This window comes from Adhaeribacter aquaticus DSM 16391 (genome assembly GCF_000473365.1).
GTDB lineage: Bacteria > Bacteroidota > Bacteroidia > Cytophagales > Hymenobacteraceae > Adhaeribacter > Adhaeribacter aquaticus.
Window position 1 is genome coordinate 4,251,117 of sequence record NZ_KI421517.1, and the last position, 26,851, is coordinate 4,277,967.

The 26,851-nt window shown below is 41.9% G+C and carries 25 protein-coding genes and 1 tRNA gene; 9 read left to right on the forward strand and 17 right to left on the reverse strand.

What is annotated here, in order from left to right; translation table 11 throughout:
• Nucleotides 1–108 precede the first annotated feature (108 nt).
• On the forward strand, nucleotides 109–729 hold the full coding sequence (locus ADHAQ_RS0121105) for a DUF5025 domain-containing protein (RefSeq protein ID WP_026464625.1): 621 nt from the start codon (nucleotides 109–111) through the stop codon (nucleotides 727–729).
• Nucleotides 730–941: 212 nt separating this feature from the next.
• Here ADHAQ_RS0121105 and ADHAQ_RS0121110 read toward each other — a convergent pair whose 3' ends face one another.
• The 4 genes from ADHAQ_RS0121110 to ADHAQ_RS0121125 all read right to left on the reverse strand — a co-directional run bounded on the left by ADHAQ_RS0121110 (nucleotide 942) and on the right by ADHAQ_RS0121125 (nucleotide 4,397).
• Nucleotides 942–1,199 carry a hypothetical protein gene (locus ADHAQ_RS0121110; RefSeq protein ID WP_026464626.1) on the reverse strand — a complete coding sequence of 86 codons (258 nt, stop codon included), beginning with the start codon at nucleotides 1,197–1,199 and terminating at the stop codon, nucleotides 942–944.
• A 115-nt stretch (nucleotides 1,200–1,314) separates the two neighbouring features.
• Nucleotides 1,315–1,387, reverse strand: a tRNA-Thr gene (locus ADHAQ_RS0121115).
• A 125-nt stretch (nucleotides 1,388–1,512) separates the two neighbouring features.
• On the reverse strand, nucleotides 1,513–3,801 hold the full coding sequence (locus ADHAQ_RS26595; RefSeq protein WP_051360073.1) for a DUF349 domain-containing protein: 2,289 nt from the start codon (nucleotides 3,799–3,801) through the stop codon (nucleotides 1,513–1,515).
• Between the two features lie 41 nt (nucleotides 3,802–3,842).
• Nucleotides 3,843–4,397 carry a YqgE/AlgH family protein gene (locus ADHAQ_RS0121125; protein ID WP_026464627.1) on the reverse strand — a complete coding sequence of 185 codons (555 nt, stop codon included), beginning with the start codon at nucleotides 4,395–4,397 and terminating at the stop codon, nucleotides 3,843–3,845.
• 238 nt (nucleotides 4,398–4,635) lie between these two features.
• On the opposite strand from ADHAQ_RS0121125, the gene pdxH reads away from it, so the two are divergent.
• From pdxH to ADHAQ_RS0121140, 3 genes are read left to right on the forward strand one after another with little or no spacing between them, the layout of a single operon-like run.
• On the forward strand, nucleotides 4,636–5,292 hold the full coding sequence (pdxH, locus tag ADHAQ_RS0121130; protein WP_026464628.1) for a pyridoxamine 5'-phosphate oxidase: 657 nt from the start codon (nucleotides 4,636–4,638) through the stop codon (nucleotides 5,290–5,292).
• A gap of 24 nt (nucleotides 5,293–5,316) precedes the next feature.
• Nucleotides 5,317–6,615 (forward strand): DUF1015 domain-containing protein, encoded by a 1,299-nt coding sequence (locus ADHAQ_RS0121135; RefSeq protein WP_026464629.1) that lies wholly within the window; start codon nucleotides 5,317–5,319, stop codon nucleotides 6,613–6,615.
• On the forward strand, nucleotides 6,581–7,147 hold the full coding sequence (locus ADHAQ_RS0121140) for a Maf family nucleotide pyrophosphatase (RefSeq protein WP_026464630.1): 567 nt from the start codon (nucleotides 6,581–6,583) through the stop codon (nucleotides 7,145–7,147). Before ADHAQ_RS0121135 ends, ADHAQ_RS0121140 begins: the two co-directional genes overlap by 35 nt.
• A 67-nt stretch (nucleotides 7,148–7,214) precedes the next feature.
• Here the strand turns inward: ADHAQ_RS0121140 and ADHAQ_RS27425 are convergent, their stop codons facing one another.
• A complete protein-coding gene (locus ADHAQ_RS27425; protein WP_051360074.1) occupies nucleotides 7,215–7,622 on the reverse strand; it encodes a T9SS type A sorting domain-containing protein in 408 nt (135 codons plus the stop codon).
• A gap of 138 nt (nucleotides 7,623–7,760) precedes the next feature.
• Here ADHAQ_RS27425 and ADHAQ_RS0121150 point away from each other — a divergent pair, with 138 nt between their 5' ends.
• Complete coding sequence (locus tag ADHAQ_RS0121150) at nucleotides 7,761–8,732, forward strand: aldo/keto reductase (protein WP_026464631.1); 972 nt, start codon at nucleotides 7,761–7,763, stop codon at nucleotides 8,730–8,732.
• A 90-nt stretch (nucleotides 8,733–8,822) separates the two neighbouring features.
• Here ADHAQ_RS0121150 and ADHAQ_RS0121155 read toward each other — a convergent pair whose 3' ends face one another.
• From ADHAQ_RS0121155 to ADHAQ_RS26605, 6 genes are all read right to left on the reverse strand, one after another.
• Entirely contained in the window at nucleotides 8,823–9,785 is a 963-nt protein-coding gene (locus ADHAQ_RS0121155; protein WP_026464632.1) for a TIGR03885 family FMN-dependent LLM class oxidoreductase, read from the reverse strand.
• 378 nt (nucleotides 9,786–10,163) lie between these two features.
• Nucleotides 10,164–10,571 carry a hypothetical protein gene (locus tag ADHAQ_RS0121160; RefSeq protein ID WP_026464633.1) on the reverse strand — a complete coding sequence of 136 codons (408 nt, stop codon included), beginning with the start codon at nucleotides 10,569–10,571 and terminating at the stop codon, nucleotides 10,164–10,166.
• A 41-nt stretch (nucleotides 10,572–10,612) separates the two neighbouring features.
• Nucleotides 10,613–11,464, reverse strand: a complete 852-nt coding sequence (locus ADHAQ_RS0121165; RefSeq protein ID WP_169728023.1) for a DUF4249 domain-containing protein — start codon at nucleotides 11,462–11,464, stop codon at nucleotides 10,613–10,615.
• A gap of 4 nt (nucleotides 11,465–11,468) precedes the next feature.
• A complete protein-coding gene (locus tag ADHAQ_RS0121170) occupies nucleotides 11,469–14,123 on the reverse strand; it encodes a TonB-dependent receptor (RefSeq protein WP_051360075.1) in 2,655 nt (884 codons plus the stop codon).
• 29 nt (nucleotides 14,124–14,152) lie between these two features.
• The gene (locus ADHAQ_RS0121175) at nucleotides 14,153–15,145 is read right to left on the reverse strand and encodes a FecR family protein (RefSeq protein ID WP_026464636.1); all 993 of its coding nucleotides are present in this window, start codon (nucleotides 15,143–15,145) and stop codon (nucleotides 14,153–14,155) included.
• A gap of 61 nt (nucleotides 15,146–15,206) precedes the next feature.
• The gene (locus ADHAQ_RS26605; RefSeq protein ID WP_051360076.1) at nucleotides 15,207–15,755 is read right to left on the reverse strand and encodes an RNA polymerase sigma-70 factor; all 549 of its coding nucleotides are present in this window, start codon (nucleotides 15,753–15,755) and stop codon (nucleotides 15,207–15,209) included.
• Between the two features lie 10 nt (nucleotides 15,756–15,765).
• Between ADHAQ_RS26605 and ADHAQ_RS0121185 the strand changes: the two genes are divergently transcribed.
• From ADHAQ_RS0121185 to ADHAQ_RS0121210, 4 genes are all read left to right on the forward strand, one after another.
• Nucleotides 15,766–15,945 (forward strand): hypothetical protein, encoded by a 180-nt coding sequence (locus ADHAQ_RS0121185; RefSeq protein ID WP_169728024.1) that lies wholly within the window; start codon nucleotides 15,766–15,768, stop codon nucleotides 15,943–15,945.
• An 845-nt stretch (nucleotides 15,946–16,790) separates the two neighbouring features.
• Nucleotides 16,791–17,939 (forward strand): hypothetical protein, encoded by a 1,149-nt coding sequence (locus ADHAQ_RS0121200; RefSeq protein WP_051360077.1) that lies wholly within the window; start codon nucleotides 16,791–16,793, stop codon nucleotides 17,937–17,939.
• An 18-nt stretch (nucleotides 17,940–17,957) separates the two neighbouring features.
• Nucleotides 17,958–19,622 carry a BCCT family transporter gene (locus tag ADHAQ_RS0121205; RefSeq protein ID WP_026464640.1) on the forward strand — a complete coding sequence of 555 codons (1,665 nt, stop codon included), beginning with the start codon at nucleotides 17,958–17,960 and terminating at the stop codon, nucleotides 19,620–19,622.
• The gene (locus ADHAQ_RS0121210; RefSeq protein ID WP_026464641.1) at nucleotides 19,619–20,503 is read left to right on the forward strand and encodes a universal stress protein; all 885 of its coding nucleotides are present in this window, start codon (nucleotides 19,619–19,621) and stop codon (nucleotides 20,501–20,503) included. The genes ADHAQ_RS0121205 and ADHAQ_RS0121210 overlap by 4 nt, the downstream gene beginning before the upstream one ends.
• A gap of 32 nt (nucleotides 20,504–20,535) precedes the next feature.
• Here ADHAQ_RS0121210 and ADHAQ_RS0121215 read toward each other — a convergent pair whose 3' ends face one another.
• The 6 genes from ADHAQ_RS0121215 to ADHAQ_RS0121245 all read right to left on the reverse strand — a co-directional run bounded on the left by ADHAQ_RS0121215 (nucleotide 20,536) and on the right by ADHAQ_RS0121245 (nucleotide 26,483).
• Complete coding sequence (locus ADHAQ_RS0121215; RefSeq protein WP_071781140.1) at nucleotides 20,536–21,150, reverse strand: MarC family protein; 615 nt, start codon at nucleotides 21,148–21,150, stop codon at nucleotides 20,536–20,538.
• Between the two features lie 317 nt (nucleotides 21,151–21,467).
• Nucleotides 21,468–22,916 carry an NAD-dependent succinate-semialdehyde dehydrogenase gene (locus tag ADHAQ_RS0121220; protein ID WP_026464643.1) on the reverse strand — a complete coding sequence of 483 codons (1,449 nt, stop codon included), beginning with the start codon at nucleotides 22,914–22,916 and terminating at the stop codon, nucleotides 21,468–21,470.
• Between the two features lie 293 nt (nucleotides 22,917–23,209).
• Entirely contained in the window at nucleotides 23,210–23,680 is a 471-nt protein-coding gene (locus tag ADHAQ_RS0121230) for a hypothetical protein (RefSeq protein WP_026464644.1), read from the reverse strand.
• Nucleotides 23,681–24,284: 604 nt separating this feature from the next.
• Complete coding sequence (locus ADHAQ_RS0121235; RefSeq protein WP_026464645.1) at nucleotides 24,285–24,764, reverse strand: hypothetical protein; 480 nt, start codon at nucleotides 24,762–24,764, stop codon at nucleotides 24,285–24,287.
• A gap of 92 nt (nucleotides 24,765–24,856) precedes the next feature.
• Entirely contained in the window at nucleotides 24,857–25,246 is a 390-nt protein-coding gene (locus ADHAQ_RS0121240; protein WP_034256981.1) for a hypothetical protein, read from the reverse strand.
• Nucleotides 25,247–25,553: 307 nt separating this feature from the next.
• Entirely contained in the window at nucleotides 25,554–26,483 is a 930-nt protein-coding gene (locus ADHAQ_RS0121245) for an NAD(P)-dependent alcohol dehydrogenase (protein ID WP_026464647.1), read from the reverse strand.
• Nucleotides 26,484–26,851: the final 368 nt, after the last annotated feature.

Here is a 26,851-nt window from a genome sequence, read left to right on the forward strand (position 1 = left end):
AATAACCTTTATCAAAAAAATTATACGACCTGAATTGATGAAATTGCAACTATGGAAAGGCTAAAAAATAGCCTGACAACAAAATTCTATCTTACTAAATTTTATTAGATGCTACGTTATGCTCATTTTTTCCAGATTATTATGGCCTATTCTGTATTTCTGCTTTTAATAGGTTGTAAACAGGATGAATCAGTAAAAGAACCCAAAAAAGTACGATTAAATAAATTGGCTATGCTGGTAAACGGGCAAGACTGGCAGCCTTCCCAAATAGGAACAGATGATTGTCTTTGTAAATTTAAAGGAGCGTGGTCATTTAACGGGCAAAACAAAAATCCTTATTTTACGCTTTCGGCCTTTCAGGATCCACAGGCAGAAACTTTCTTTAAAAACGAAACCGGTTTAAACATGCAGATAACAAATCTACAAAAGCCCGGAATCTATTATCTAGCTGGCTCTTACCTCGATCATTTTGAATCTTTTGCTATATTTTCATTAAAGACACCAGAGGGAAAATTTAAGCAATACATTAATAAAGCGCACGCCAAGAACTTTTATGTACAAGTAAATGAGTTAATTCCACTGCCTGGTACCACTATTCCTGGCATTGCTGCTACATTCTCTGGCACGCTTTATAACAAAGATAACCCGCTCGACTCATTAACTTTTAACCGAGGCAGCTTTACCTTTAAAAAAGTAAACTGGCACAATTATAACCAATGCCAGCAGTAATCTTTCCGGAGGATTAAGGTTTAATTTCTTTTAGGTATTTCAGCATCTATATCTTCGTATTTAAAACAATAACAACCCCATTAGTCATTCTTTGTCATTTACCCGAATCTTCAGCTGAATTTAAAAAATAGCAAAGCTCTTTGTTGAATGTCTTAAGCTATCAACAAAGAGCTTTTTCTGCTTTGGTGCATAATAAGTAGAAGTTATATATTCTACTTTACTACCGATTCTATTACAGCTGCAATGGCCTTCAATAATGCTATATCTACTTTTATGCCTTTTTCAAGCTGGGCGGGGCCTAAAACTGCCCGGTAATTTCTTTCTTCATCCGGCTCAAATAAGATAAGTTGATTATCTACTTCCACTCCTATTTTATGGGTGTAACCAGTTATAACCACCCTGGCCGGAAAAGAATATTCTTCACCTTTGTAGGTAACCGGTATTTCTAAATTATTATCGAAATTGTCCATAAAGAAAAACTGATTTGACTTTTGTATGAGGAGAAAAGCACTTGAAAAGTTTGCTGGAAAAGCGTATAAATAAAAAAGCACTTACTCCGATTGGAAATAAGTGCTTTTCAAATTGAGCCCCCAGTCGGAATCGAACCAACGACCTACTGATTACAAGTCAGTTGCTCTACCAGCTGAGCTATGGAGGCTTCTTTTGTAGTGCTTTTTCTTAAAGCGATACAAAAGTAGTATTTAGAATTTAAAATGCAAACCGGTTGTATGCTTTATTTTGAATATATCCCTTTAATCTCCTGATACTCACAACAAAAAAAAATTATGCATTTCTAAAAGCATATAGTTGCCGCTGCAACTGATGTATCTTTCCTTCTGCTTCTACAATCCGAGCCTGATATTCCTCCCGCAATTTATCGGCATTTTTAGAGCGGCCAAAGAATTCAATATTAGTACGCAAAGTTCTAATATCATTTTCCAGGTGAACAATATCTTTCCGAATACTTTGCTCCTTCTGATGAATTTTGTGAGAAGCGTCAGGCCCCTGCTTCAGGCGGTTCACCTGCAGTTCCACTACCAGGTTATTTTTTTCTTCGTTAGAAAGCGTTGGAATAGAATCCGCATATTGCAACAATAAATCATAAAAACGCTCATCTAATTTAGAACTTCCTTTCACGGCCGGAAACTCCTGCCATTTGGCACGCATTTCACCTAACTCTTCCAGCGAGCCTGGCTGTGTCTGCATATTAGCTATCCGGGAAGTTACTTTTTCGTAATACGCGCTCTTTTCAGCATTAAGACGATTTAACTCGACTTCCCGCTCCTGCACCTGATTTTGTTTCCGGTCGAAAAATTCGTTACAGGCGGCCCGGAACCGTTGCCACAGCTTATCTGAGTATTTATCAGGTACCCGGCCAATGGTTTTCCACTTTTTCTGGAGCTGAATTAGTTTCTCTTTCGTTTCGTCCCAGTCAGTGCTGTCTTTTAAGCTTTCTGCTTCCTCGCACAATTCGGTTTTTAAGCGCAGATTTTGCATTTTTTGCTCATCCAACGACTTAAAAAAAGCATTTTTATGATTGAAGAACCCCTTATAGCTACTCCAGAAACGTTTATTTACTTCGTCAGCCTTTTCTTTAGGAACTAAACCAATGCTATCCCATTCTTCTTTTAACTTCTGAATTTCATCAGTTTTGTCGCGCCAATCGTTAATCCGATCGGTCTGGAAACCCTGGAAAGCTTCTATTCGGTTAAGTAATTCCTGTTTTTTAACCAGGTTTTCCTGTTCCTTGGTTTTACGCTCCGTAATAAAATCCTTTTTACGGGCATGAATTTTTTCAGAGGCTAATATAAAGCGGTCCCAGATGCTATCCCGGAATTCGTTTGGTACCGGGCCCACATTTTTCCACTCTTCGTGCAGGTGCCGCAATTCCTGTAAAGCCGTATTAATAGACGGATTGTCTACTAAGGCTTCAGCCCTTTCACATAACTGAACTTTATGCTGCAAGTTTTTCCTGCGGTCCAGCTCTTTTAATTCGTAAAAGATGCTGCGATTATTGTAGAAAATATCTAATAAGGCATGGTACGAGTTCCATAACTGCTGAGCGTCTCCGGCAGGCACCGCCCCTATGGCTTTCCACTCGGCCTGAATAGCTTTAATTCTTTCAGAACTGCTCTTGGTTTCCGGCGACTCCACCAGCTCCCGCAACTGCTCCAGTAATTCTTGTTTGCGTCGGGTATTTTTTATTTTTTGCTCTTCTTCCTGACGCTGCTCGCGGTTACGATTCTCCCGGAATAACTGAAACGCTTTTTCTAATTCCTGATGAGCCGGGCCTGCGTGGTATTCAAAATCATCAGCGGATGCACCGTCCGCAATAAACTTCTGTAATGCATCATGACGCTCCGTTGCCAGTTTTTCTTCGTACTGCCGGTGCATATCAAAAATTTGGCGGGAGTTTTTGCGGGTAGCGGTTTTTAAAACTCCCAGCAATTTCTTCCGCAGCTCATCTATAGGAAGCTGGCTATAGTCAGCTTCCGAGACCAAATCTTCTGCGCCTTCATCCTCTATGACTAAATCACTTTTTACATCATCCCCCGTTTCAACCTTCACGGTTGTTTCGGCAATGGCGGTTTCAGCAGAAGTAGTAGCGGCAACAGCTGGTGTTGTTGTTTCAGCAGGAGCACTTGGTTCCTTGGCTGATGCAGTAGGCTCAGCTACTGGTATCGGTGCTACCTCGGCCGTACCACCCGGTTCATTTAACTCCTGCCCCGCAAGAGGCAAGGCATTTAATTGAGTGGCACCAGGCTCTGTTTCCAGTACTACTTCACCGGAAGGCTCAGGTTTAGATTCAGCTCCTGATAGATTATTTGGTTCAGTAACATCACCAACTAGGGGAACAGCCGCAACCGGCGGAATTACTTCATGAGCGGCAACAGCGCCTCCTATTATACCTCCGGCAGAATTTTCTTCTTCACCTGGGGCAGTATTATTTTCTTCAGTGCTCCGGGAATTGATTTCTGCTAATCTTTTCTCAAGAATACTTTGCGGTGATTCCTCCCCTCCTTGCTCTTCTGCTCCATTATTACCCGCTGTATTATTATTAGGGTCTAGCATGATGCTTTATGTTTTGTTTGTCGTTGCTAAATTATAAAATTTTAATTTAAACTAGGGTCTATGGGGTAATTAGCTAAAACTTTATACTTTCCTCCCATTTGTTTTAAAATTTCCCGCCAAAGCTTATCCTGGTCTAAATCAAATAATCTATCCGTGTAAGTATTGTTTATTATCCAGGAGTCCCGTTCAATTTCTTCTTCTAACTGACCCGGCGACCAGCCCGAGTACCCCAGGAAAAATCTGATTTCATCTGGCTCTATTTGTCCCGCTGCCAACATTTCCTGCAGTTGATCATAATCACCTCCCCAGAATACAGATTTGCCTAAAGGAATAGATTCCTGTAGGGCTTCTAATTGATGGATATAATGCAGAGTGTTATACTGCATTGGGCCACCAATATTCAATTCCATATCGCCATTACCTTGTTCAATATCCAATACATCTGAAAGCTTCAGATTCGATTTCCGGTTTAAAACTAAACCAAAGGTTCCCTCCTCATCGTGCCGGCAAATCAACACCACAGTTCTTTCGAAATTTGGATCACCTAAGAAAGGTTCTGAAATTAAAATACTACCGCTTCGTACTGTCTTCATCATTATCGCGTATTAATTTTCCTTTTACATAGGTGATTTAAGTTTAGTACCACTTTACGAGATAAATTAATGAAAGTGGCAATTATTTAAAAACACCTTTTTTTATTACGTATGTTGCTAAAGAATTCGTATAAAATTTTCTTATTTAAGGCAGTAAATTGCCTCAAATTTACTCTATTCAGAAAATATCAGATTAAAAGTATAGTTAATTGCTAATTTAGCTACAAAATAGTAAGAATATATGCCTGCACCTTTTAACTTAGCCGATATCCGGAAATCATACACCCGTCAGGAATTAACAGAAAAGAGCATTTTACCGGATCCGATGGAGCAGTTTCAGGTTTGGCTAAATGAGGCCTTACAAGCCCAGGTAGAAGAACCTACAGCCATGGTTTTATCAACGGTAAATCAGGAAGGAAAACCATCGGCCCGGGTAGTTTTATTGAAAGGATTAGAACATAATAAATTTGTTTTTTATACCAATTATAACAGCCGCAAAGGCCAGGAACTAGCCCAAACCGGTTTTGCCGCACTTACATTTTTCTGGCCGGAACTGGAACGCCAGGTAAGAGTAGAAGGAACAGTCCGGAAAGTGGAACCTGCCCAGTCGGACAGCTATTACCACAGCCGCCCCCGGGGCAGCCAAATAGGCGCTTGGGTATCGCCGCAAAGTCAGCCTATTAGCAGCCGGGAAGCCTTAGAACAAAAGATTGATGATTTTGAACAGCAGTTTTCTAATACCGAAGTAATTCCCCGTCCGCCACACTGGGGTGGCTACGAGGTAATACCTACGCTTATAGAATTTTGGCAAGGAAGAATGAACCGACTGCACGACCGGTTAGTTTTTACCCGACCTGACGAAAATACTAACTGGCAACTAGATCGGCTTGCTCCTTAAAAGCTACTAAAATTTAAAAGGAAAATGGCTGAAATAAGACCCATAAAAGGTTGGCGTTATGCCCCTGCCCTTACTAGGGAAAAGGATACCCTTATATCGCCCTTGTTTGATGTGGTATCCGAAAAACACCGACAAGCTTTATACCACCAGCCTTTTAACAGCCTGCACCTCTCGGTACCACAAGAGCCCAATGCAGCCAACAGGGCAGCCAACTTATTGGAAGCCTGGAAAAGTTCTGGTATATTAAAACAGGATATAGTGCCCGGCATCTATGGTTTTTACCAGTATTTCCGGCTCCCTGGTTCTAAAAAAGAATATTGCCGCAAAGGATTTATCTGCCATATCAAAGCTTACGATTGGTCAGAGAAGGTTATACTGCGGCACGAAAATACCATTCCGGACGCCGTAAATAAACAAAAAGAACTTTTGGCAAAAACCTTACTACAAACCAGCCCTACTCATGGTTTGTATACAGATCCGGCATTTGTTTTAGAACCTTACCTGAACGAGAGCATGGTTTCCCCGCTTTATGAAGCAGAAGATTACCAGGGAATTCGAAATGTTCTTTCAGTCATTCATGATGCGCGGGTAATTAAATTATTCAAAGAGGTACTTCGGGATAAGCAGGTATTATTGGCTGATGGGCACCACCGGTACGAAAGTTCGCTTTGGTATCGAAAAAAAATGATGGAAGCCAACCCGCAGAATACCGGGAAGGAAGGGTACCATTATCATTTTATGTACCTGACCAATACCGAATCGGATGATCTGAAAATCTTGCCCACCCATCGGGTTCTGAAAGAATTGCCACTTTCGGAGGAGGAGCTGATTAAAGCTTTAACCAATTATTTTAATATTACTCCTCAGGAAGAAGCTTGTACATTAAATGAAGTAATAGCAGGCAAAAAATGGACTTTTGGTTTATACCTGGCCGTAGGAGCGTATAAATTAACTTTAAAACCAGATGTCCATCAGCAAATCTATTGGAACTTTCCGGCTATTGTAAAAGAACTAGATCTGACGGTTTTACATTTTTTTGTATTTGAAAAAATCTTAGGCCTGGTTCGGGAAAAACAAAGAAGCTTTCCTGGCATATTATACGAACGTAATTTTGCCCAATGCTTAACCCTGGTAAACAATGGTCAGGCAAAAGCTGCTTTTATTGTTAATGAGGTAACTATAGAAGAAGTAAAGCAGGTTTGCGCCAGTGGGGCCACCTTACCTCAAAAATCAACGTTTTTTTATCCTAAAGTAATAACAGGTTTAATCTTTAGCACCCTTAAACAACATGAATTTGAATCGGAAGTTGATTCTTGCTTCTAACTCGCCGCGGCGGAAGGAATTATTGAGCAAACTGGATTTCTCTTATGAAGTACGCTTACGGGAGGTCCCGGAAGATTTTCCGGATACGCTGAAACGCGAACAAGTAGCAGAATATTTAGCCAACCGAAAGGCCGAAGCTTATATAACCGATCTTGATGACGAGATACTTATTACCGCTGATACTATTGTATGCGTAGATGATCAGATTTTAAATAAACCCGAAGATGAAAACGAAGCTATTAGTATGTTAAAGCTTCTTTCAGGGCGGATGCACGAAGTTTTTACCGGGGTATGCCTCTTAAGCAAAGAAAAAAAAATAATCTTTCATGACCAAACAAAAGTTTACTTTAAAACTTTAAGTGAGGAAGAGATAACCTATTATACTCATAAGTATAAGCCCTACGATAAAGCAGGAGCTTACGGTGCCCAGGAATGGTTGGGGATGGTTGCCATCGATCACATAGAGGGTTCATACTTTAATGTAATGGGATTACCGGTACATAAACTTTACGAACAGTTGCAGAAATTTTAACTGTAACAATAAAGAAAAGCACTGCGGTACCGCAATGCTTTTCTTTATTGTTTAAAACAGAATTACTTTATTTCCGGATGCGTACTTTTTTCCAGAAGGTAGTATCAGCGCTTTTTACTTCTATGGTATAAAGGCCAGGCGTAAGTTTTCCCACATCCATAGTTCGGGCAGTATTACCCGGCCCTGGGTTTACCAAACCAGTATAAATGACTTTACCAGATGTATCTTTAATGAGTAAACTTCCCATTTCAGAAATGTGCTGGTCAAAGGTTAATAAGAAAGTGCCGGAAGCTTTATTTGGGAGAATATGGATACCGGATAAAGAACTGGCGGCATAATATTTATACTTCCCCTTCGGATCATCTTTCTGCACTGATTGGTTATGTGGGTTTACATGAGAAGCCCGGCTCTCTCCTGCTACTAACAAAACCGATAGCGCCAGACCCAAGCAGGCAATTAGTTGAGGTGCTTTCATATATTTTATTTTAGAATGATTAATCTGTTTTGGTGTATGCACAATTCATTCCAAAATTTGGAAACGGAACTTTAACTTTTACTTTAAGTAAAATTTTAATTGTACTTTCGGCAAAAATAAACGTCAAAATAAAGCTATATGGAATACAGAAGATTCGGACGAACCAACTGGGAAGTAAGCGAAGTTGGTTACGGTATGTGGGGCCTGGCTGGCTGGACCGGCTCGGAAGCAGAAGAATATGAAAAAGCCCTGGACTTATCTATTGAAAAGGGCTGTAACTTTTTTGATACCGCCTGGGGATACGGCGAAGGCCGCAGCGAACAAGTATTAGGCCAATTACAAAAACGGCACGCGGGTAAAAAGATTTATATGGCCACCAAAATTCCGCCTAAAAACTTTACCTGGCCATCCCGTAAGAGTTTTAAATTAGAAGATTGTTTCCCGGCTGATCATATTAAAGAATATACCGAGAAAAGTCTGAAGAATTTAGGTGTGGAGACCATTGACCTGCAGCAATTCCACGTTTGGGAAGATGAGTGGGCTACTATGGACGAATGGCAACGTGCAGTAGAAGACCTGAAACGCGAAGGTAAAATCCAGGCCATGGGTGTTAGTGTAAACCGCTGGGAACCTAATAACTGCATCGAAACTTTAAAAACCGGTTTAATAGACGCGGTACAGGTTATTTACAATATTTTTGATCAGGCACCAGAAGATTTATTGTTTCCAACCTGCGAAAAGTTGGATATTGGGGTAATTGCCCGGGTACCATTTGATGAAGGCACTTTAACCGGTACCTTTACCAAAGAAACTACCTTCCCAGCTGATGATTGGCGCAGTACGTACTTTGTTCCGGAAAACCTGAACTCCAGCGTAGATCATGCTGAAACCCTGCGACCACTCATTCCGGCTGGTATGACCATGCCCGAACTAGCTTTACGTTTTATTCTGGCTAACAAACACGTAGGCACTGTTATTCCGGGTATGCGTAAAATCCGTAATGTACAGGCAAACATGGCTACAAGTGATGGCAATGGTTTATCAGAAGAATTATTGGCCCAGTTAAAAACTCACCGCTGGGATCGCGAACCAACTTCCTGGTCACAATAATTATTTACATACTATTAGGTAAAATAATCCGGACCAGTTATGAAATCTAATTCCTACAATGGATTTATTTTCAACTGGCCCGGATTATTTTTATTTTAGTAGCTGCGGAATCACTTTGGCGCCAAAGGCTTCAATAAACTGTTCCTGATCCAGGTTAATATTGTGAAGCACAAGTTGTTCAAACCCCATATCCAAATCTTCCATTAACCAAGCCGCCTGCTGATCCAGGTCTGAAGAAACCCGAATCATGCGTGCTGCTTCATCCGGTGTTACAAACTTACCAGCCGCTTCAAATTGCTCAGGGGTTCTTAGTTCGCCTAACAAATTACTCTGGAATACATTTACCCTCCATTGTTCGTAAGCGCCCATTTTGGCTTTCTCATCTGTTTTATCATAGGAAAGTTGAACCTTTAAATACATGGGTTTACCTTCTCCGCCTCCTCTCCGGAAAGCATCTACTACTTTTTGCTGTTCTTCTTTTGGTTGCGAAATAGTTATTAACCCATCTACCCAACTACCCATCCATTCTGCGGTTTTAGCAGTAACGGCAGCCCCAATAATTAATGGATTTACCGCAGGGCGCGTATATAATTTAGCTTCTTCTACTGTAACCAAGCCCCTATGAGTCACCGTTTCGCCTGCCCATAAAGCCCTCATAATGTCAACACATTCTTTCAACCGGGCATTCCTATCTGCTTTTATTGGAAATTTGTCTCCGGTTATGCATTCATTCAGGGCCTCTCCCGAGCCAACTGCTATCCAGAACCGTTCCGGGAACATTTCTGCCAACGTAGCTGCTGCTTGGGCAATTATTGCCGGATGATACCGCTGACCGGGGGCATTTACCACGCCAAAACTTAAATTGGTAGCTTGCATGGCCGCACCTAACCAAGCCCAGGCAAACCCACTTTCGCCCTGGGTGTTGCTCCAGGGATGAAAATGATCGGATGAGTTTGCTGCTGTAAAACCTGCCTTCTCCGCTAACTTTACATATTCTAACAGAACACTTGGCTTAAACTGCTCATGTGATGCTTGATATCCTATTTTTATCATATATTATCTTCAGAAATAATGAAGTTAATACTGATTATTTTAAACTAAGTTTGAAGGATAGGCTATATTAATTATAAGCTTAAGGTTAATTACCTAAAGAATCAACCCAGAGTTATTAAAAAGCAATTCTCAGAAATACTTCATTTTAAACCTTTAGAATTAAAAGGATTAAAGGAAAAGCTTCTGGTGCTTAATATCTATTGCTTAGGTTTCATAATAAAGGCCTAATGGCAGAGGAAAAGAAAGAATCTATACTAAAAAGGCCAGCAAAATTACCAGTAGTACTGGTTCCCAATTATTATTCAAAATCTAAGGCTGTATAAGGTTCAATTTTAGATAGAATGTCCTGCAACTTATTATCTTAATTAATAACTTGATTTATTGGTGTTTAAGTTGAGTTGTTTGTTCTTTAGCTTTTAAAGTTATCCAAATCAGAACGGAAGCAGCAAGTGTTAGTACGGCAAATAATTTTTCAAAATTGGTAGTTGCAAACAAATTTCCGATGGTATTTAACCCAAATAAGACCAAGAAGGCCCAAAGAATTATATTCACCAATCTTATTGAAAATATACGTTTTATGTAGTTCCCTTTAATTAACAGCGTAAAGATTAAAAGTATATTGATGGTTAAGGAAAGTGATTCAAAAACATACATTTCAGCATCGTTTTTTAGCCGCCCTCCCCAGGTAATTTCATAAGGAATGATCTTTATTAAGATACAAAAATGAAAGATAGTTACAGCAGTGAATAACCATAACAATATTTTGATTGCAGTTTTAGAACTCATTTTACAAATATAAAAATGTGGTTTTGAGGAGCAAATTGCTGCTAAGGCAGAATTTTAACTGTAACTGAATTGTAACCGGCAAAAAGGCCTAGGCCCTGCTCAATATTATTGGCAACCGGCATGGGCATTACCCCAAAATTGTCACTATAAGATTGCTTTTCCAGCGTGCGTACATAGTCGTAGTATTTTTTCGTAATATGAGCTATTTGCACATGCCGCATTTCCCGCTGGTTGGTTTCCAAGAACAAGTCTAAAGGTATTTTCTGACCATTAAACAACTTATCGCTGAAAAACCAACGGTTTTCCATGTTAAACTCATATTTTATAGGTTTATTAAATTCTATCCGGATTGCCCTGTTATAGGCCTGGTTATTAAAAGGATTTATATCAGGAGCATAGGCTTGTATATAATAATAATTTTCCTGGCCTGGCTCGTCTTCTAACACGAATGAAAGCTGGATGCCTGCAGACTGGTTATTGGTAGCTGGTACTCTGGTTGCTTTTAGGTCGCGCACCGATGGAGCTGCTGGCACATAGCTGGCGGCTTTTATAGATGCGTGACCTGGTGCACTCACTTGCAGTTCATAGTGTTTTAGTGCTTCAGGTTTACGATCAGCCTTGTAAATACCTTTCCCTTTGTGCTCAACAGCAAATAAATACTGCCCGTCCTTGTATACCTTTATGGTCGCATCAGTAATGGGCGTGTAAGTATGATCCGTAAACACACTCTGACTTGAACTCAAGTCCACAGTAAACAAACTATCCGGATTAAAAACGGCATTCACAACTATTCTTGGCTTATGGTCTGGCAAATCAAGCTCCACCAGGGTTTCGCACCCAGCCAACAGCAATAAGCTAAATACCAACGCTATTGTTAATTTTATTTCTTTCATTCTTTTAAAATTTAAATCCATAGCTAAAGGACGGTAAAATTGGGAACAGCGACACCTGATACAACTGGCGTGTGGAGCTGCTACTGGTGCTTAGGTTGGGGCTGGACAATTGCATGAAATAAGGATTTTTACGATTATAGGCATTGTAAATGGAAATGTTCCAACTGCGCTCTCCCCACGATTTCTTTTTAGTGTGCGTCAGGCTTAAATCCAAACGGTGGTAGCCGGGCATGCGGTAATTATTACGCTCCCCAAGGTAGTCCACTGATGCAACATGTGGCGAAGTACTACCGGGATTAGCAACAGGTTCATTATAGGCTTTGTAATGCGCGGCAGGCAGAGTGGTAACATAGCCTGTACGATATACCCAGCTGCCGCCGAGGCTCAGTTTCGGCGTAAGTTGGTGATTGGCTACAACCGAAATGCTGTGCCGGCTGTCGTAAGTATAAGGGTATTTTTGATTGTGGTTGATGCCATTAAGTTGCCGCCAGGACCAGGACAAGGTATAGCCAACCCAGCCGGTGGTTTGGCCTTGTCGCTTGCGCAGCATCCATTCTGAACCATAGCTCCAGCCTCTGCCGCTAGCAATGCGCGTTTCGTAAGGTGGGGCTGCAAAGTTAGAGAAATCTGTTTCAGGGCCGCTTCGCAGAAAGTCGCTGATAAAGTCAGCCCCGTCTCTAAACTCCGCCACATCCTTCATTTCTTTATAATATAAGTCAGAGGTTAGTTCGAGCTGGTTTTGGGAGAGCAGTTTGGCAGCTCCCAGTGTTGCCTGCCAGGAGCGCTGCGGTTTTACCTTGTCGGTGGCAGGTGCCCAGATGTCGGTGGGCGTGCCGGTAGCAGTATTGCTGAGCAAGTGCAGGTACTGCGCCATAGTAGCATAAGAAGCCCGTACACTAATGCTTTTGGGGAAAGTATAGCCCATGGCCAGGCGTGGCTGCAGCGATGAGAAGTTTTTGCCATTTACAGAGAATCCCGAAAGGTGCACCCCTGTTGTAACCTGTAGCCGCTCTCCCAGCTGAATCCGGTCTTCGGCATAAGTATAAAATTCCTGCGCCTGTATCTCAGAAAAAGAATCAGATAGCAAGGTAATGCTATCGGTTTTTAATATTGTCTGCTCCGGACGAAAGGTATGGAAGGTATAGCTTCCCCCGAACCGGATGCTGTGTCGCAGGCCTGCCGCAAAATCAAATTCAGCTTTGGCTCCCCAGTCCTCAATACTGGATTCATAATCGACCAGGCGTTGGGTTTGTTTATCTCTCTGTTTAATCTTGTTTTCAGAGTTTTGACTGAAACCATAGCGGCTATGCGTCAGGGTCAGATTGCTGAAAAGGCGTTTACCAAAAACATGATTCCAGCGCAGTGCGCCGGTTGAATTGCCCCAGCGCATGTTAAACCGCTGCTGCTCCATCCCGGTAGCATCTCCAAACTCCTGTTTGTCAGAAAAGGCATCCTGCCCGGCATAAACACTCAGGTACAACCGGTCTTTCGCCGAAAAGGTATGGTTTACTTTAGCATTGAGATCATAGAAATGGTATTTACTCATGCTTTCGCCACTTAAAGCCGCCGCCGCTGCACCAAGCAAATCCAGATATGTGCGGCGGCCAGCAATAAGGAAAGCTGTTTTCTCATTTTTGATAGGTCCTTCCAGGAGCAACTTGGAGGACATAAGCCCTGCGGCACCTTCCCCCGCAAAGCGCTGGTTATTGCCTTCCTTCAGTTGCACATCTACCACCGAAGACAGTCTGCCGCCATAAGGAGCCGGGAAGCCGCCCTTTATCAACTCTACATTCCGGATAGCATCAGGGTTAAAAATTGAAAAAGTACCCAGCAAGTGCGATACGTTATAAACCGGCACCCCATCGAGCAGGATCAGATTTTGATCCGGACTGCCCCCGCGTACGATCAGATCAGAGGTCCCTTCTTTTCCGCCCTGCACCCCCGGCATCAACTGCAGCGCTTTCACGGCATCTGCTTCTCCCATAAGACGGGGCAGTTGTTTGATATCCGCCCCTCGCATGGTTAACTTATTAGCCTGTTCCAGGTCCGACACATTAGCTGACAAAATCTCCACTTCGCTTAAGTTACTACTGGTGGGCTGTAACAGAAAGGTAATCGTGGTGTCTTTTGAAACAGCCGGCAATACCACTTGCAAGGGTGCATAACCCAGGTACCTTATTTCCAACATTGCTTCCCCGGCAGAAAGCGGCAGACTGTAAAATCCATAATTATTTGTTGTGCTACCAGCCGGTCTTATGGAAAGTGTAGTGCCTGCCAGGGCTTCGCCTGAAGAGATATCCCGCACATAGCCACTCAGGTTTGGCTGTATTTTTTTGCCTTTCGACTTTAAAGCAGGTTGCAGCACAATTTGTTTCCCGATTAGCACATAGCGTATACCGGTATCTTTGAATATAATTCCCAGTACCTGGTGCAGCGGCAGACCATCCCCTTTTATAGTTATTTTTTCCTTTAGCGGAACCAGGTCTTCGCTGTAGGAGAAACTAAGGTTATACTTGGTCGAAAGCGCTTCTAGCACTTCGGAAACGGAGCTATTGACCTGGTGAATGGATACTTTTTGATTAAGAATATTTGTTTGGGCCAGCGTTGGAAAAGCACAGAACAGCCAGACCACGCCAAAGAGAAGTAAGCGTTTACTCATTTAACTTAAATAGAATAGGTTTATATTTATTACATGCAGCCTTTTCCGGTGAGGGTATAAGTCAGTTTATCCTGTATCTGATAGTCAAGTTGGAGGGATGCCTGGAGTATCTCCAATACTTCTTTCAGCTCTGCATCCTGGAAACTGGCGGTAAAGCGACACTTGGCCAACCCGGCATTTTGCAACCGGATACGGACCCCATAAATGCGCGCCACATCCTGAATCACCTGGTCTAGCATCTGATTTTTGAAAACCAATCGGCCTGTTTTCCAGGCCCAGACGTTTTCAGCTTGTATCGGCATTTCGGTAATATTATCAGTCTTCTTGTCCAGTGCGGCAGCATATCCGGCAATCACCTGTTTTTTACCTTTCCCGTTCACGCTGGCAAAAGCTACTTTGCCGGTCGCCACAACTAGTTCTGCTGTTTCTTCCGAATCTATATCGCGCAAATTAAAAGAAGTGCCTAATACCTGGGTCTGGGTACGCTTTGTCAGGATAATAAAGGGCCGCTGCGGGTTTCGCTTCACTTCAAAAAAGCCTTCACCCTCCAATATTACCTCCCGCGTTTCACCATCAAATTGTTTGCTATAGACCAATTTGCTGCTCTTATTTAGCCATACCTGGCTGCTGTCCGGCAGTAGCACCGACATCGTGTTATCACCGGAGCTTACCACCTGCCTGCCCATATAAGGAAAGAAAAGGTACTGTGCTAACCAGGCCATGCCAATTAGCAACGTTACAGCTGCCGCTACCCGCATTAACCTGCTGTACATTGGAATCACCTTTACCTCGTTCTGCTGTTCTTTGGCAGCCAAGCGATTTCTCACCTTTTGCCAAGAAATATCTGTGTTTACTTCTCCTGTTGGGGCAGGAACGGTTGCTTGCCAAAGCAGCAACTGTTGCTGGTATTGCGCCTCATGTTCTGGATCCGATGATCGCCAACGCTCCAATGCTTCCGCTTCAGCAGGCGTGGCCTTGCTGTTCAGTTGCTTTGCAGCTAAATCCCAGAAATGAATATCCATAACATAGTTGATTAGGTCGTTCTTTTATAAGACAAGTGAAAAATTGTTTACCGCTATTCGCTTATAGAAAAAAAGTAAAATAAATTGGGGCGAGTGGTAACAATGAACTCAAAAGCACTTTCCTGAGGATGGAGAGAGCCTTTTTGATGTGGTTGTCCACGGTATTAGGCGAAATTTGAAGAAATTCAGCGATTTCTTTGTGGCTCATTTCTTCATACCTGCTCAGCAGGAAAACTTTGCGGCAGACGGGCGGCAATGAGGCAATGGCTTCATCAGTTTTTTTTTGCAGCTCTGCCAGCTCCAGTTCCTGTTCTGTATTGTTACCGGAAACCGGTTGCTGGGCACTATACTGACCACCAAGGGTGGCTCTCCGTTTTTGACCAGTGGTATAATTTAAGGCTTTGTTCAGCGCCGCTTTAAAAAGGTAAGATTCAGGAAGCGCAATGGTTTGTAGGAGATCACTGTCCCAGAAGTGTATAAAGACCTCCTGAACAATATCCTCAGCCGCCTCCATGTTCTGCGTGATACGGCACACGCGCTGACACAAACCTGGATAATAACGCCGAAATAGTTCCTCAAACCGTTGTAGTTCTTCTTCCTTCTCAGCCATGGGAATTTTAATGAGTGGACGAAAGTATAAATACTTTTTGATTCGTGCAGCATTTTACAAATTTGCTCTCTGGCAGTTGTTGGTATTATGCCTGCTGCGTTTGGCAAGTATAACTACCCGTTTGGCCACCAACGTTACGCGTGCAGCCGAAGTCCGAAACGAAGCAAAGGTTAAAGCTGTAATTTGTTAGTTAAAGCTTTTTTTCTTCTTAGTATAAGTATCAATAATACCATTTGCACCCTGCAACTCATTCAGCGCAAACGATCGCGGACTTTCAACACTAACAAGCCCTTCAAAATCGCCAATCAAGTTTATTTAGTTCAGCAAAAATCAAAGGTGTTTGATTAAGTGAATGAGTGGTACAGCCGTACCTTTTATTAAAATCTACACATTGAATTATCACAAATGAGGATTCATAAAGTCTCCCTGTAGCATTAGAAAAATGAGAATTTCATTACTTCCTGCTGCTGATTGAAGATAATAAATTCAATATTTAACTACTCGGTCCTTATTTCTTTTAGCTGATGGATGAGCTGTTATACTGATTCTAAACCATAAAATTTTTTCAAAAGCCCACTTACAGTAAAACTTTTTAAAAACGGCCATATATTTCGTAATTAACCATTTAGAGTTAACAAAGTTTCACCGTGTCGCCAATACAAACTATGCCTTCCTCCGTAACAACCGCATACACTCCAGCACAAGGAAACTTTCCACCTCCCATAATAACAAGGTTATTGTGTTTAACTAGGATCCTTAGTAAGATTGTATCCTTTAACATTCCAGCTTGCGGAAGGGTAACCATCACACATCTGGGGTCGGGCATTGTTACCATGAGCGTAGGTATATAGGTGAGTACCGCGATTTGATCTCCAGTTGCAGAACGCCGAAGAGTAGTTAGTAAGAGAATATAGTGAAACCCGGTGGATCTAATTTGGATATATCTAAAATGTAAAGAGCCATTTTCCAAGCAACATTTCAGCCCGAAACACGTCCAATTGAAAGGAATTAACTAATTTTCTGGTGCTTTTGCCCATGATAAGAATAATTTTACTCTTTCTTTTCTTATTTATCAGGACAATCTGTGCTGCACAACACCCGGAGGAAAAGCCCGAAAATAAACCTTATTTGAAATTAGGCGGCGCTGTTCGTTTTAACTATAACCTCTCAACCTGGAAGAAGGATCAGTTAGAACGTGTCGGGGATTTTGGCTATGATGTTTTCCGCCTGAACGCTGAAGCAGAGTTCAAAGGCATTAAACTGAATGCTGAGTTCCGACATTACTCCCAGGCCTTTGGTGGTTCCTTTTTGAAACAAGGCTGGTTCCAATACGATTTCTCCGAGCACTCTCAGATACAGGTAGGGCTGCACCAGGTGCCTTTTGGTATACAGCAGTATAACTCCAACAACTGGTTTTTTAACATGACTTATTATGTAGGGTTTGAAGACGACCACGACATGGGCGTGAAGTACATACATGATGAAGGTCAGTGGCAGTGGCAGGCAGCATATTACAAAAATGCTGAGGAGTTTATGTTTGGTCTGGCCGAACCGAGCCCCAATCGCTACTCCTACGACATTACCGGGCGCAACAAAGAAAATAACCAGGTCGACTTAAAGGCTGTGCGGCGGTTAGGCGATAGCTTGGCGCATAATTTGGGTATTTCGCTGCAGGGCGGACTTCTTTACAACATTGACACGGAACGCAATGGCACCCGCTATGCTGGTGCCATGCATTATGAATACCAGGCCGAGCACAGCCCCTGGAATATCAAGCTGCAGGCTATGCTATACCGTAGGAACCCTGCGTATACCCCGGGAGCTGAACTAAACTTTGTGGAAATGGGTGCCTATGGCGCCAATTACAATGTAGCTAACAAAGGAGAAATTTATACGGCAGGCATTTCCTATCACATTCCTGTTGCCACAAAGCTGCTGCAAGGTATAGACATTTATAATAATTACGGCTACTACAACAAACGCATTAGGGATTTTGAGAACTCCCACATGAACGTGTTGGGCGCCTTATGGACGGCAGGGCCAATGTATATTTACACCGACGCCGCCTTTGGGTACAACCAGCCCTGGCTAGGTCCGGAATGGACGAATGCCCTTGCCGCAGGCACGCCGGGCGACACAAAATGGCATATGCGCTTTAACATTAACATGGGATATTATTTCTGATTCTTTAATATTATATGAATGAGTAAAGTAGGAAGTAACACACAAAAATCTTTGGGACTGGAAGTAAACGGTCCTGTATTTTGGTCGTCCATTATTTTTCTGGTGGTAAGCATCAGCCTGGTACTCCTTTTTCAGGAAAGTGCCGAGGCTATTTTTAGTGAGGTGCAGGCCGCCATAACGACTAACATGGGTTGGCTTTTCATCATCAGCGTGAATCTTTTTGTAGCCTTCTGCCTTTTTGTAGCCTTCAGCCGATTTGGTTCAATAAAATTAGGCGGCAAAGCCGCTAAACCTGAATTCACTACATCAGCCTGGTTTGCTATGCTTTTCAGCGCGGGCATGGGGATTGGCTTGCTATTCTGGAGTATTGCTGAGCCCATCAACCACTTTCAAACCCCTCCATTAGGGGAACCAGGCACGCCTGCCGCCGCCCGGCAAGCCATGAATTTTACTTTTCTGCACTGGGGGCTGCACGCCTGGGCTATTTATGCTTTAGTGGGGCTAGCACTGGCCTATTTTACCTATAACCGCCAGCTGCCGCTAACGGTGCGCTCAGCCTTCTATCCTTTTTTAGGGGAGCGGATTCACGGTATTGTGGGGCACATCATTGATACCCTGGCTGTCATCGCAACTCTTTTTGGCCTGGCAACCTCTCTTGGTTTTGGAGTGCAACAAATAGCGGCTGGCCTGAATCATGTTTTCCCTGCCATCGTGAACAATATTACTACCCAAATCATCCTTATTGTCATCATCACGGGTATTGCCACTGTCTCGGTAGTAACTGGGGTAGATAAAGGGGTCCGCATCCTGAGTGAATGGAATATCCGCATTGCCTTGTTTGTGCTTGTGGCTGTGATGGTGCTGGGACCAACTGTTTTTATCCTTGGTTCTTATGTTCAGAACACAGGTTCTTATATAGGTAACTTTATGCAGCTTTCCTTCTGGAATGAAGCTTACTCTAATACTAACTGGCAGGGTACCTGGACGGTATTTTACTGGGCCTGGTGGATATCATGGGCACCTTTTGTAGGTATATTTATTGCCAGAGTATCCAAAGGCCGAACCATTAAGGAATTTGTATTGGGCGTGCTCATTGCCCCTTCTCTTCTGTGTTTCTTATGGATGACAGCATTTGGAAGTACGGCATTGCGCGAAACCCTGGCTGGCAACACAGCCATTTCTGATGCAGTGGCAGCGGATATTTCTACTGCCCTGTTTATATTCTTTGAACAGCTACCCTTCTCCACCTTTCTGTCTGTTGTAGGCGTTCTGCTGGTAACAGGCTTTTTTGTGACCTCCTCCGACTCTGGTTCGTTGGTGGTAGTAAGCCTTACCTCCGGCGGCAACCCCAACCCTTCGGTGGGTATACGTATTTTCTGGGCGCTGGCAGGTGGCGCTGTGGCCGCAGTACTCTTGCTTGGTGGAGGCTTAAAAGCTTTGCAAACGGCCGTTATCATTACGGGGCTTCCATTTGCCATTATACTGTTACTCATGTGTTACAGCCTTTACCGCGGCCTGAACGAGGAAGCCGCAGAAGAAGCAAAACTAGGCAAGGCACAACAGCGAAAAGCCTACCAGCAGCTCGTAGCCGAAATGTTGGTTAAGCGTGCCCAGAAACAGGACTCCAGCCTGCCCGGAGCCAGAAAAGATAATCCAACACCACCAAATCCTGATGCTTTATGATTACGATTGATGCCCTAATGGTTTGCCTTGACCTGAGCGATATAGACGAGAAGCTGGTCGCCTTTACCCGTTCCTTATGTGAGCGACTGGAGGTGGGTAAAGTATATTTTGTTCATAACATTAAAGTATACGAGCTAAGCGAAGATTTTAAGGAATGGTACGGAGACGTTGACCTGGCAGGTGAGATTGAAGGTAATATCCGGGATATTGTGGCCGAAAATTTTGGCATCGCAACCGCTCATGAAGTACTCGTTAGCGAAGAGCCTAACACAGAAGTCATTCTTGCCGACCTGGTAAAACGCTATAATATAGGGCTAACCATACTAGGCAAGAAGATGAGCGACAAAAGCACCGGGGCCCTTGGCTCAAAACTGTTGCGTGTACTACCTTGCAGCATGCTTGTTTTTCCTGAAACAGCTAGCCTTGATATACAAAAAGTGCTGGTGCCCATAGATTTTTCAGATACTTCCCTCCACGCGCTCAGGCTAAGTAAAAATCTTTCTGACCAGTTAGGCCTTCAACTGGAGATTATGCACGTCTACCGCCTCCCACGTCAGTTTTTTCCGCTGATCTCGGAGGAAAAGGCTGTTAAAAAAGCAGAGGAAGTGGTAAAAAGAAAATTTTCTGACCTGCAGAAAAAGCACCAGGAAATTGCCAGTATTCCTTACACGCTGGTAAGAGCTGCGAATAAAAGTATAGCAGAGCGCATTACCCTGCACCTGGAAAAAGGCCGTCACAACCTGCTGGTACTGGGTCTGAAGGGTAATAACCCACTGCCTTCACTGAGCCTGGGCAGTGTGCCTACGGAGTTATACAATACCGATATTAATATTCCGCTTTGGCTGGTTTACTCTGAGGATATTATTAAACAAAGGTTGTGACAGGAAAAGAACATATAAAAAACAACAGGGCACTATTGCACCACTCCTTGTGAAACAAGATGGCTTATTCCTGTCACCACCATATCAACCCCTATAGCTCCCAGAAAGAAGCCGTTGATGCGCAGCAGGAGCTCCATATTTTTATCAAAAGCTTTTTGCAGATTTTTAGAACGCATGCCGCGGCGCATACTTTTCAGGCCCATAACAATGGCAAAGTTGATCAGCATGATGATTGCCAGCGACAGAACGCCTTGCCATAACACCAACTGCTCAGACATTAGGATCGTCAGCGAAATCGTACCTGCTCCCACCATAAATGGCAACGCGATTTCCGATGCCAAATCATGAAGGTCTCCTTTTATCTGGATAAACCCTTTTTTGCCCTGCACAATTAAAATATAGGCGAATGAGAAGAGCACAATGCCCCCGAAGATGCGAAATGACTCAAAATTTATACGAAATACCTTTTGAAAAATAATATCTCCTAGCAGTAGAAACCCCAGAAAAATTCCAAAGGAGATGATGCTGGCTTTTATAAATACTGAACGAAAATCATCATCAGACAAATCATTCATGATAGGCTTCAAGTACAGAAAGAGGGCAAATGGGTTTAGCATAACTAAAAAACCAACAATAGTTGCAATCATACAATTGGAATAGATGTAGGTATCTTACTTTACGCATCACCAAGCAAGTAGATCTATAGAAAGCTTATCTTTTAAAGGTGAGCCACGGTAAAAGAAAGTATTAAATACAACTATATCGGAAATACCTCCCGCTTAAATCTTTACTTATCAATTTTTTCACTATGTTTATATAAAGTAAAAGTTAATAAAAAATCCTAAACCATTTCTGATTCAGGATTTTCAGGCAGGTAAAAGCTTTTCACACTTTATTGCCCTTTTTCTTAGTGATCTTATTTACAAATGCTGGATCCATCTGTTTGTGTAAGATGCGAGTCTCTTTATTTAGTTATCCCGCCAAAGCACATGTACTTTATTTCCATAAAGTAGTCCATGCCATACTTAGAACCTTCGCGCCCAAAGCCGGATTCTTTTATCCCTCCAAAAGGAGCTACTTCTGTAGATATTAAGCCTTCGTTGATGCCTACCATACCGTACTCAAGCGCCTCGGCCACGCGCCAGCAGCGGTTTACATCTTTGCTGTAGAAGTAAGAGGCTAAGCCATATTCCGTGTCATTGGCCATTTGTATGGCCTCTTCCTCCGTGCTAAAGCGGAAAATGGGTGCAACCGGCCCAAATACCTCTTCCCGCGCAATAATCATATCTCTGGTGGCGTCTGCCAGCACTGTTGGCTGAAAGAACAATCCTTCAATTATATCTCCTCCTGTCGTAACTTTGGCGCCTTTCGCTACTGCATCCCGTATATGTTCCTTTACCTTTTTCAGACCTTTTTCATTTATCAAAGGTCCTACCTGTACATCGGTATTTAGCACATTGCCTGTTTTAAGGCCCTGTACTGCATGGGTAAACTTTTCCACGAATTCATCATAAACTTGGTCCTGCACCAGTATGCGGTTCACGCACACACACGTTTGCCCGTTATGACGGTATTTTGAGACAAGAGCACCTTTCACTGCTTCATCAATATCGGCATCATCAAAAACGATAAAGGGAGCGTTGCCACCCAGCTCCAAAGAAAGTTTTTTTAGGGTGGAGGCGCACTGGCTCATCAGTATTTTGCCCACCGGCGTAGAACCTGTGAAAGACAACTTACGAACTTTTGGATTCTCACACAGCTCTTTTCCGATCTCGCTACTTTCAGTAGAGGTAACTGTATTATAAACGCCTGGGGGAAAGCCCGCATTTTGAGCCAATTCAGAAATAGCCAGTGCCGTGAGCGGTGTTTCAGATGGGGGCTTTATGATAACCGGGCTTCCGGCAGCCAGCGCCGGAGCCACTTTGCGGGTAATCATAGCTAGCGGGAAGTTCCAGGGAGTGATAGCGGCGGCTACTCCTACAGATTGTTTAATAACCACTAATCGCCTGTCTTTGGTATGGGGCGGGATAACATCACCGTAAGCACGCTTGGCTTCCTCGGCAAACCATTCAATAAAAGAGGCGCCATAGTTTACTTCTCCCAGGCTTTCAGCCATTACCTTGCCGGATTCCATGGTCATAATCCGCGCCAATTCTTCTTTGTGCTCCAGCATCAGGTTGAACCAGTTTCGGAGTATAGCGGATCGTTCTTTGGCAGTTAAATCACGGTAGCCAGCCCAGGCAGCGTCGGCAGCGTCAATGGCTTTGCGGACGTCCTCGCGGTTCATATCGGGAACTGCCGCCAGCACTTCGCCCGTAGCTGGGTTAATTACCTCAAAGGTTTTCCTGCTTGCGGCCCCCACCCATTGCCCGTTTACGTATGCCTTTGTTTTTATTAAATTACCTTGTTCCATAATGTATCAATAAAATGGTATCTAAACATTGATAAAATAATTTACCTAACAGCTTCTCTCCTTGCCCATTTTTTATAACTTTAATTTATCCCGACTAGCTCCGTACTTTCACTTTTCAGAGGGCAAATTGCAAAACGATTCCGGGCCTGTGTGGCGCAACTCCGACTGTTACAGTTTATTTAAACCCGTTGCCAACCACGGTCTTTTATCCCTTAAAGGCAATTTTTGTTTCTCCTGTGCCTCTGAATTTAAAATAATCTGTTCTAAAAATTGCTGCAAAAGATGCTGGATATTTATTTTCGAGTGAAGGAATATTTTTTAACGCCTGGAACTGAATATTTTATGTCTTCATCATAAAGGTTAACTTCTAAATTTAATTTTAAGGAGTCAGCAGAAACTTCTTCTATTAAAAACTTCATTTCGCCTCCAGGTTGCCCATAGGCTATTTCCTGCCAGACAATTCTAAGAAATTTTCCACTTTCAATCTTCCAGGAGCCAGCATGCACAAATTGGTAAGGGTTGCAAGCAAACTCTTCTTTAAAGTTGAAAAATCCATTCTTTTTAAAACTCCAGGTTTTCAGAATAGAACAATCATCTACAGTTTCGATGCGTTTGAACTTTGCAGGCTCTATAATTTTAATCGAATGAAGCTGCCAATCCTTTGACAAGCTAGCAGCCATTTTAACTAGCATTTCCTCCTCCCTATCTTCTTTGCAACTAAACAAAATTGGTATTACAAGAAAAAGCATCAAGAAATTTTTCATGAATATTTAGCTAATTAAATAATTTGATATTGAATTCAATGTGGATGCTAATTCCTGAATAAAAGGCAAGTTCTGAATATGACATTAATATATGTATTCTAAGTACAACTGGGTATAGATAATATTCAACTAAGTAATTATGAACTTTTATACAGAAATATTTTATACTTAATTAGTACTAAACTAAAAATTCCCAAGCATTATACGCCTCTAGAATAGATTTTAAAATTCACAAAAAGGCAGATTAAGGTTTTAACAAAATCATAACATGTGAGGTCATATTAGGGTTTACTAAATAAAATAGTGACAGCAAAGGTTTATTGTAGGCCACCTGCTGAGTAAAAGCAGGTCCTGATGAAACCGGTTTTTCCGACTATAACAGATAAACTATAAAAGTTTATAAAACCTCATAAGTGCCTTACACCCGTTCTGATAATTATTCAGAACCCTATAAAAAATTATTTATTACTAATTGAGTGTTTAGCATTTACAGTAACATAAGCAAATTAATTATTAAATTCTATCTAGTTATAATTTAGGTTTTAGTAGCGTTTTTTATCCCCTTATTTAGTAGAATCACACACAGAATTAAAAATTGTTTTACCTAAAAAGAAACTCCTAAACCAAAATAGAGAGCTTCCGGCCAAGAAATCCCCATCCTAAACATAAATTTCCCTCCGGGTTTTTGATTACGCAAACCAATGGTTGCAGTAATGGGCGGCTCTCCTTCTTTTAAATCTCCACTCAAAAAGTAAGCCGGCCCGGCACCCAGTTCAAAATGGTGTCTTTTTGCACCAGTAATAATTCCATATTGAGCCAAAAGGTATTGCCCACCAGTTCCCCAAATCGAGTACCCGCCAATACCTATTTTTACAAAAGTTGAAATTTTATTTTTTTGTGTTAGCATTCGTTCATAATAGCCGGTACCTGTAAAGTATATAGGACCAATTCCTACATTTGAATAAAGGGCATTTTTATACAATTTTACTTTTTGGTTATTATCTTCTTGCCCATAAACAAAGTTTATGGCACTTAACAAGAATAATGTTATTAGCAGCAATCCATTTTTGGTGCTTCTTATCATGTTAAGTTTTTATAATCGCTAACGCAATCAGCTAACAATGGCTTTGATGCTCATAATTGAGGTTGGAACAATTATTTTTTATTCGCCAACTATTAATTTAATTTGATCGAAAAAGCAGGAACGAAAGTAGTGCCAGAAGTAGCAGATTGAGTAGACGGAATACTTAAAATATTGAAATATGCCGCCGCCCCTAATGTTTTTTTCTTGTTTCTGGAGGACGCCTTGAACAAGGCAATGCTACCACCTATACAGCCAGCACTTAAAGCAACCGGAACGATTGGAAAAGGAGGTGGCACATTACTAATGGAATTAACAGCATGATTACCTGCAGTACGTACTAATAAAGCAACACCACCTAACATAAGAAACCACGCACCAATCTTTTGATTTTGACTTTTATTCAGATAGTTTTCCCTGCTTTGGGTAGGTGCAGGAGTGGCTTGCTGAGCGAAAGAGAATTCTACTGTCAAGAGTAGAGCCATACAAGTAATTGATATTTTCATCAGGTTTCTTTTTTACCTCAATAACAACCTGTAATATAAACGTTTATCTTCTGAAATAAAAGAACTTTATCACTACCAACAATCCGTAAAAAATGTATTTTAGGGTGTAAAGTCCAGTCAAATCTAAACTTGATTGACAAGAATATTAAACGTCTACCTAACAACTTCTAGCTCATTAAGCTTTTGTTAGTTATTTTACAGGTAGTGATTAATCTGAGGAGGCATAGCTACTAGCGGTTTAGTATATCCATACCGTTGCACGTTCGTAACTTTCACTATCTCCGTGTTATATAGTAATAACGACATTCCCTTTTTTATGTCCTTTGTCAACATACCTATGAGCCTCTACTATATGTGTAATGGGGTAGCGTTTGTCTATTATAGTTCTTAATTTTCTTGCCTCGCAGAGTTCTTTAAGAAAATTCAGGTCTTCAACCTTTAATTTAAAGTTTTTTGATAAAGAAAGAACATTTAGATAGATCCCTGATTTCGTCAAGTTCTTTTTACGTTTTGAAGGTGCAATTTTGCCAACTGCATCAAAAATAACATCAAATAAATCTGCACGTTGTGTAAAGTCTTCTTTCGTGTAATCAATAACCTGATCAGCCCCCAGCGATTTTACCATTTCCAGATTCGGAGTGCTGCAAACTCCGTTTACTTCTGCACCAAAGTGTTTAGCCAGCTGTATTGCATAAGTGCCAACACTACCGGACGCGCCATAAATTAGAACCTTTTGACCTTTTTGAATATTAGCTTTTCTCAGATTTAGTAAAGCGGTTAATCCACCATTAGAAAGCGGAGCGGCTTCTTCATAAGACATATTGGAAGGCTTTTTAGCCAGAACCTTATCCTCGGCCATACAACGATATTCAACATACGTCCCAAATTCCAATTCAGTAGATGCAAATACGGAGTCACCTATCTTGAAAAGGGTAACCTCCTTGCCGACTGCTTCAATTTCTCCAGCCAGTTCCATTCCAAGTATTTTTTTTCTGGGCCCGTTAAAACCTAACATCATTCGCAACATAGGTTTGAAAAAGAAATCTCTAACAGGTCCTAAACCAGGCGCTAAACGCCGAACCTTGGTATCTCCTATGTGCACAGTTGTAGCCTTAACTTTTATCAAAACTTCATTGTCTTTAGGAAAAGGTTTATCCACCTCTTTAAATTGAAGAACCTCCGGAGGTCCATATTTAGAACAAATTACTGCTTTCATTTTTTCCGTGATAGGATTTAGATTTATCAAGTAGGCTGATTCATTTTGCCACACAATTTGCCATGCGCATTAGGGTTTCACTGGGGAATAAAGGGTTTGTTATGAATTGCTTTGGCTATAGTTAATACCTTTACACCTACTCAATAGCATCGTAAGTTTAAATTGTATTTAATATATAAAAGGAAAAGTTTTAAGCTTATATAAGAGGAAATACTTAATAGAAATCCTAATCAGCTCATTTTAAGAACTTGACCTATCCTCGCTCCTAAGGTAAATTGGCTCCAAAAGTAGAAAGACCAATAAATTTGAGCAAAGTATGCTATAAGCCCTAAAGTTGTCAAACTACTACATATCAAACAGAATACTAT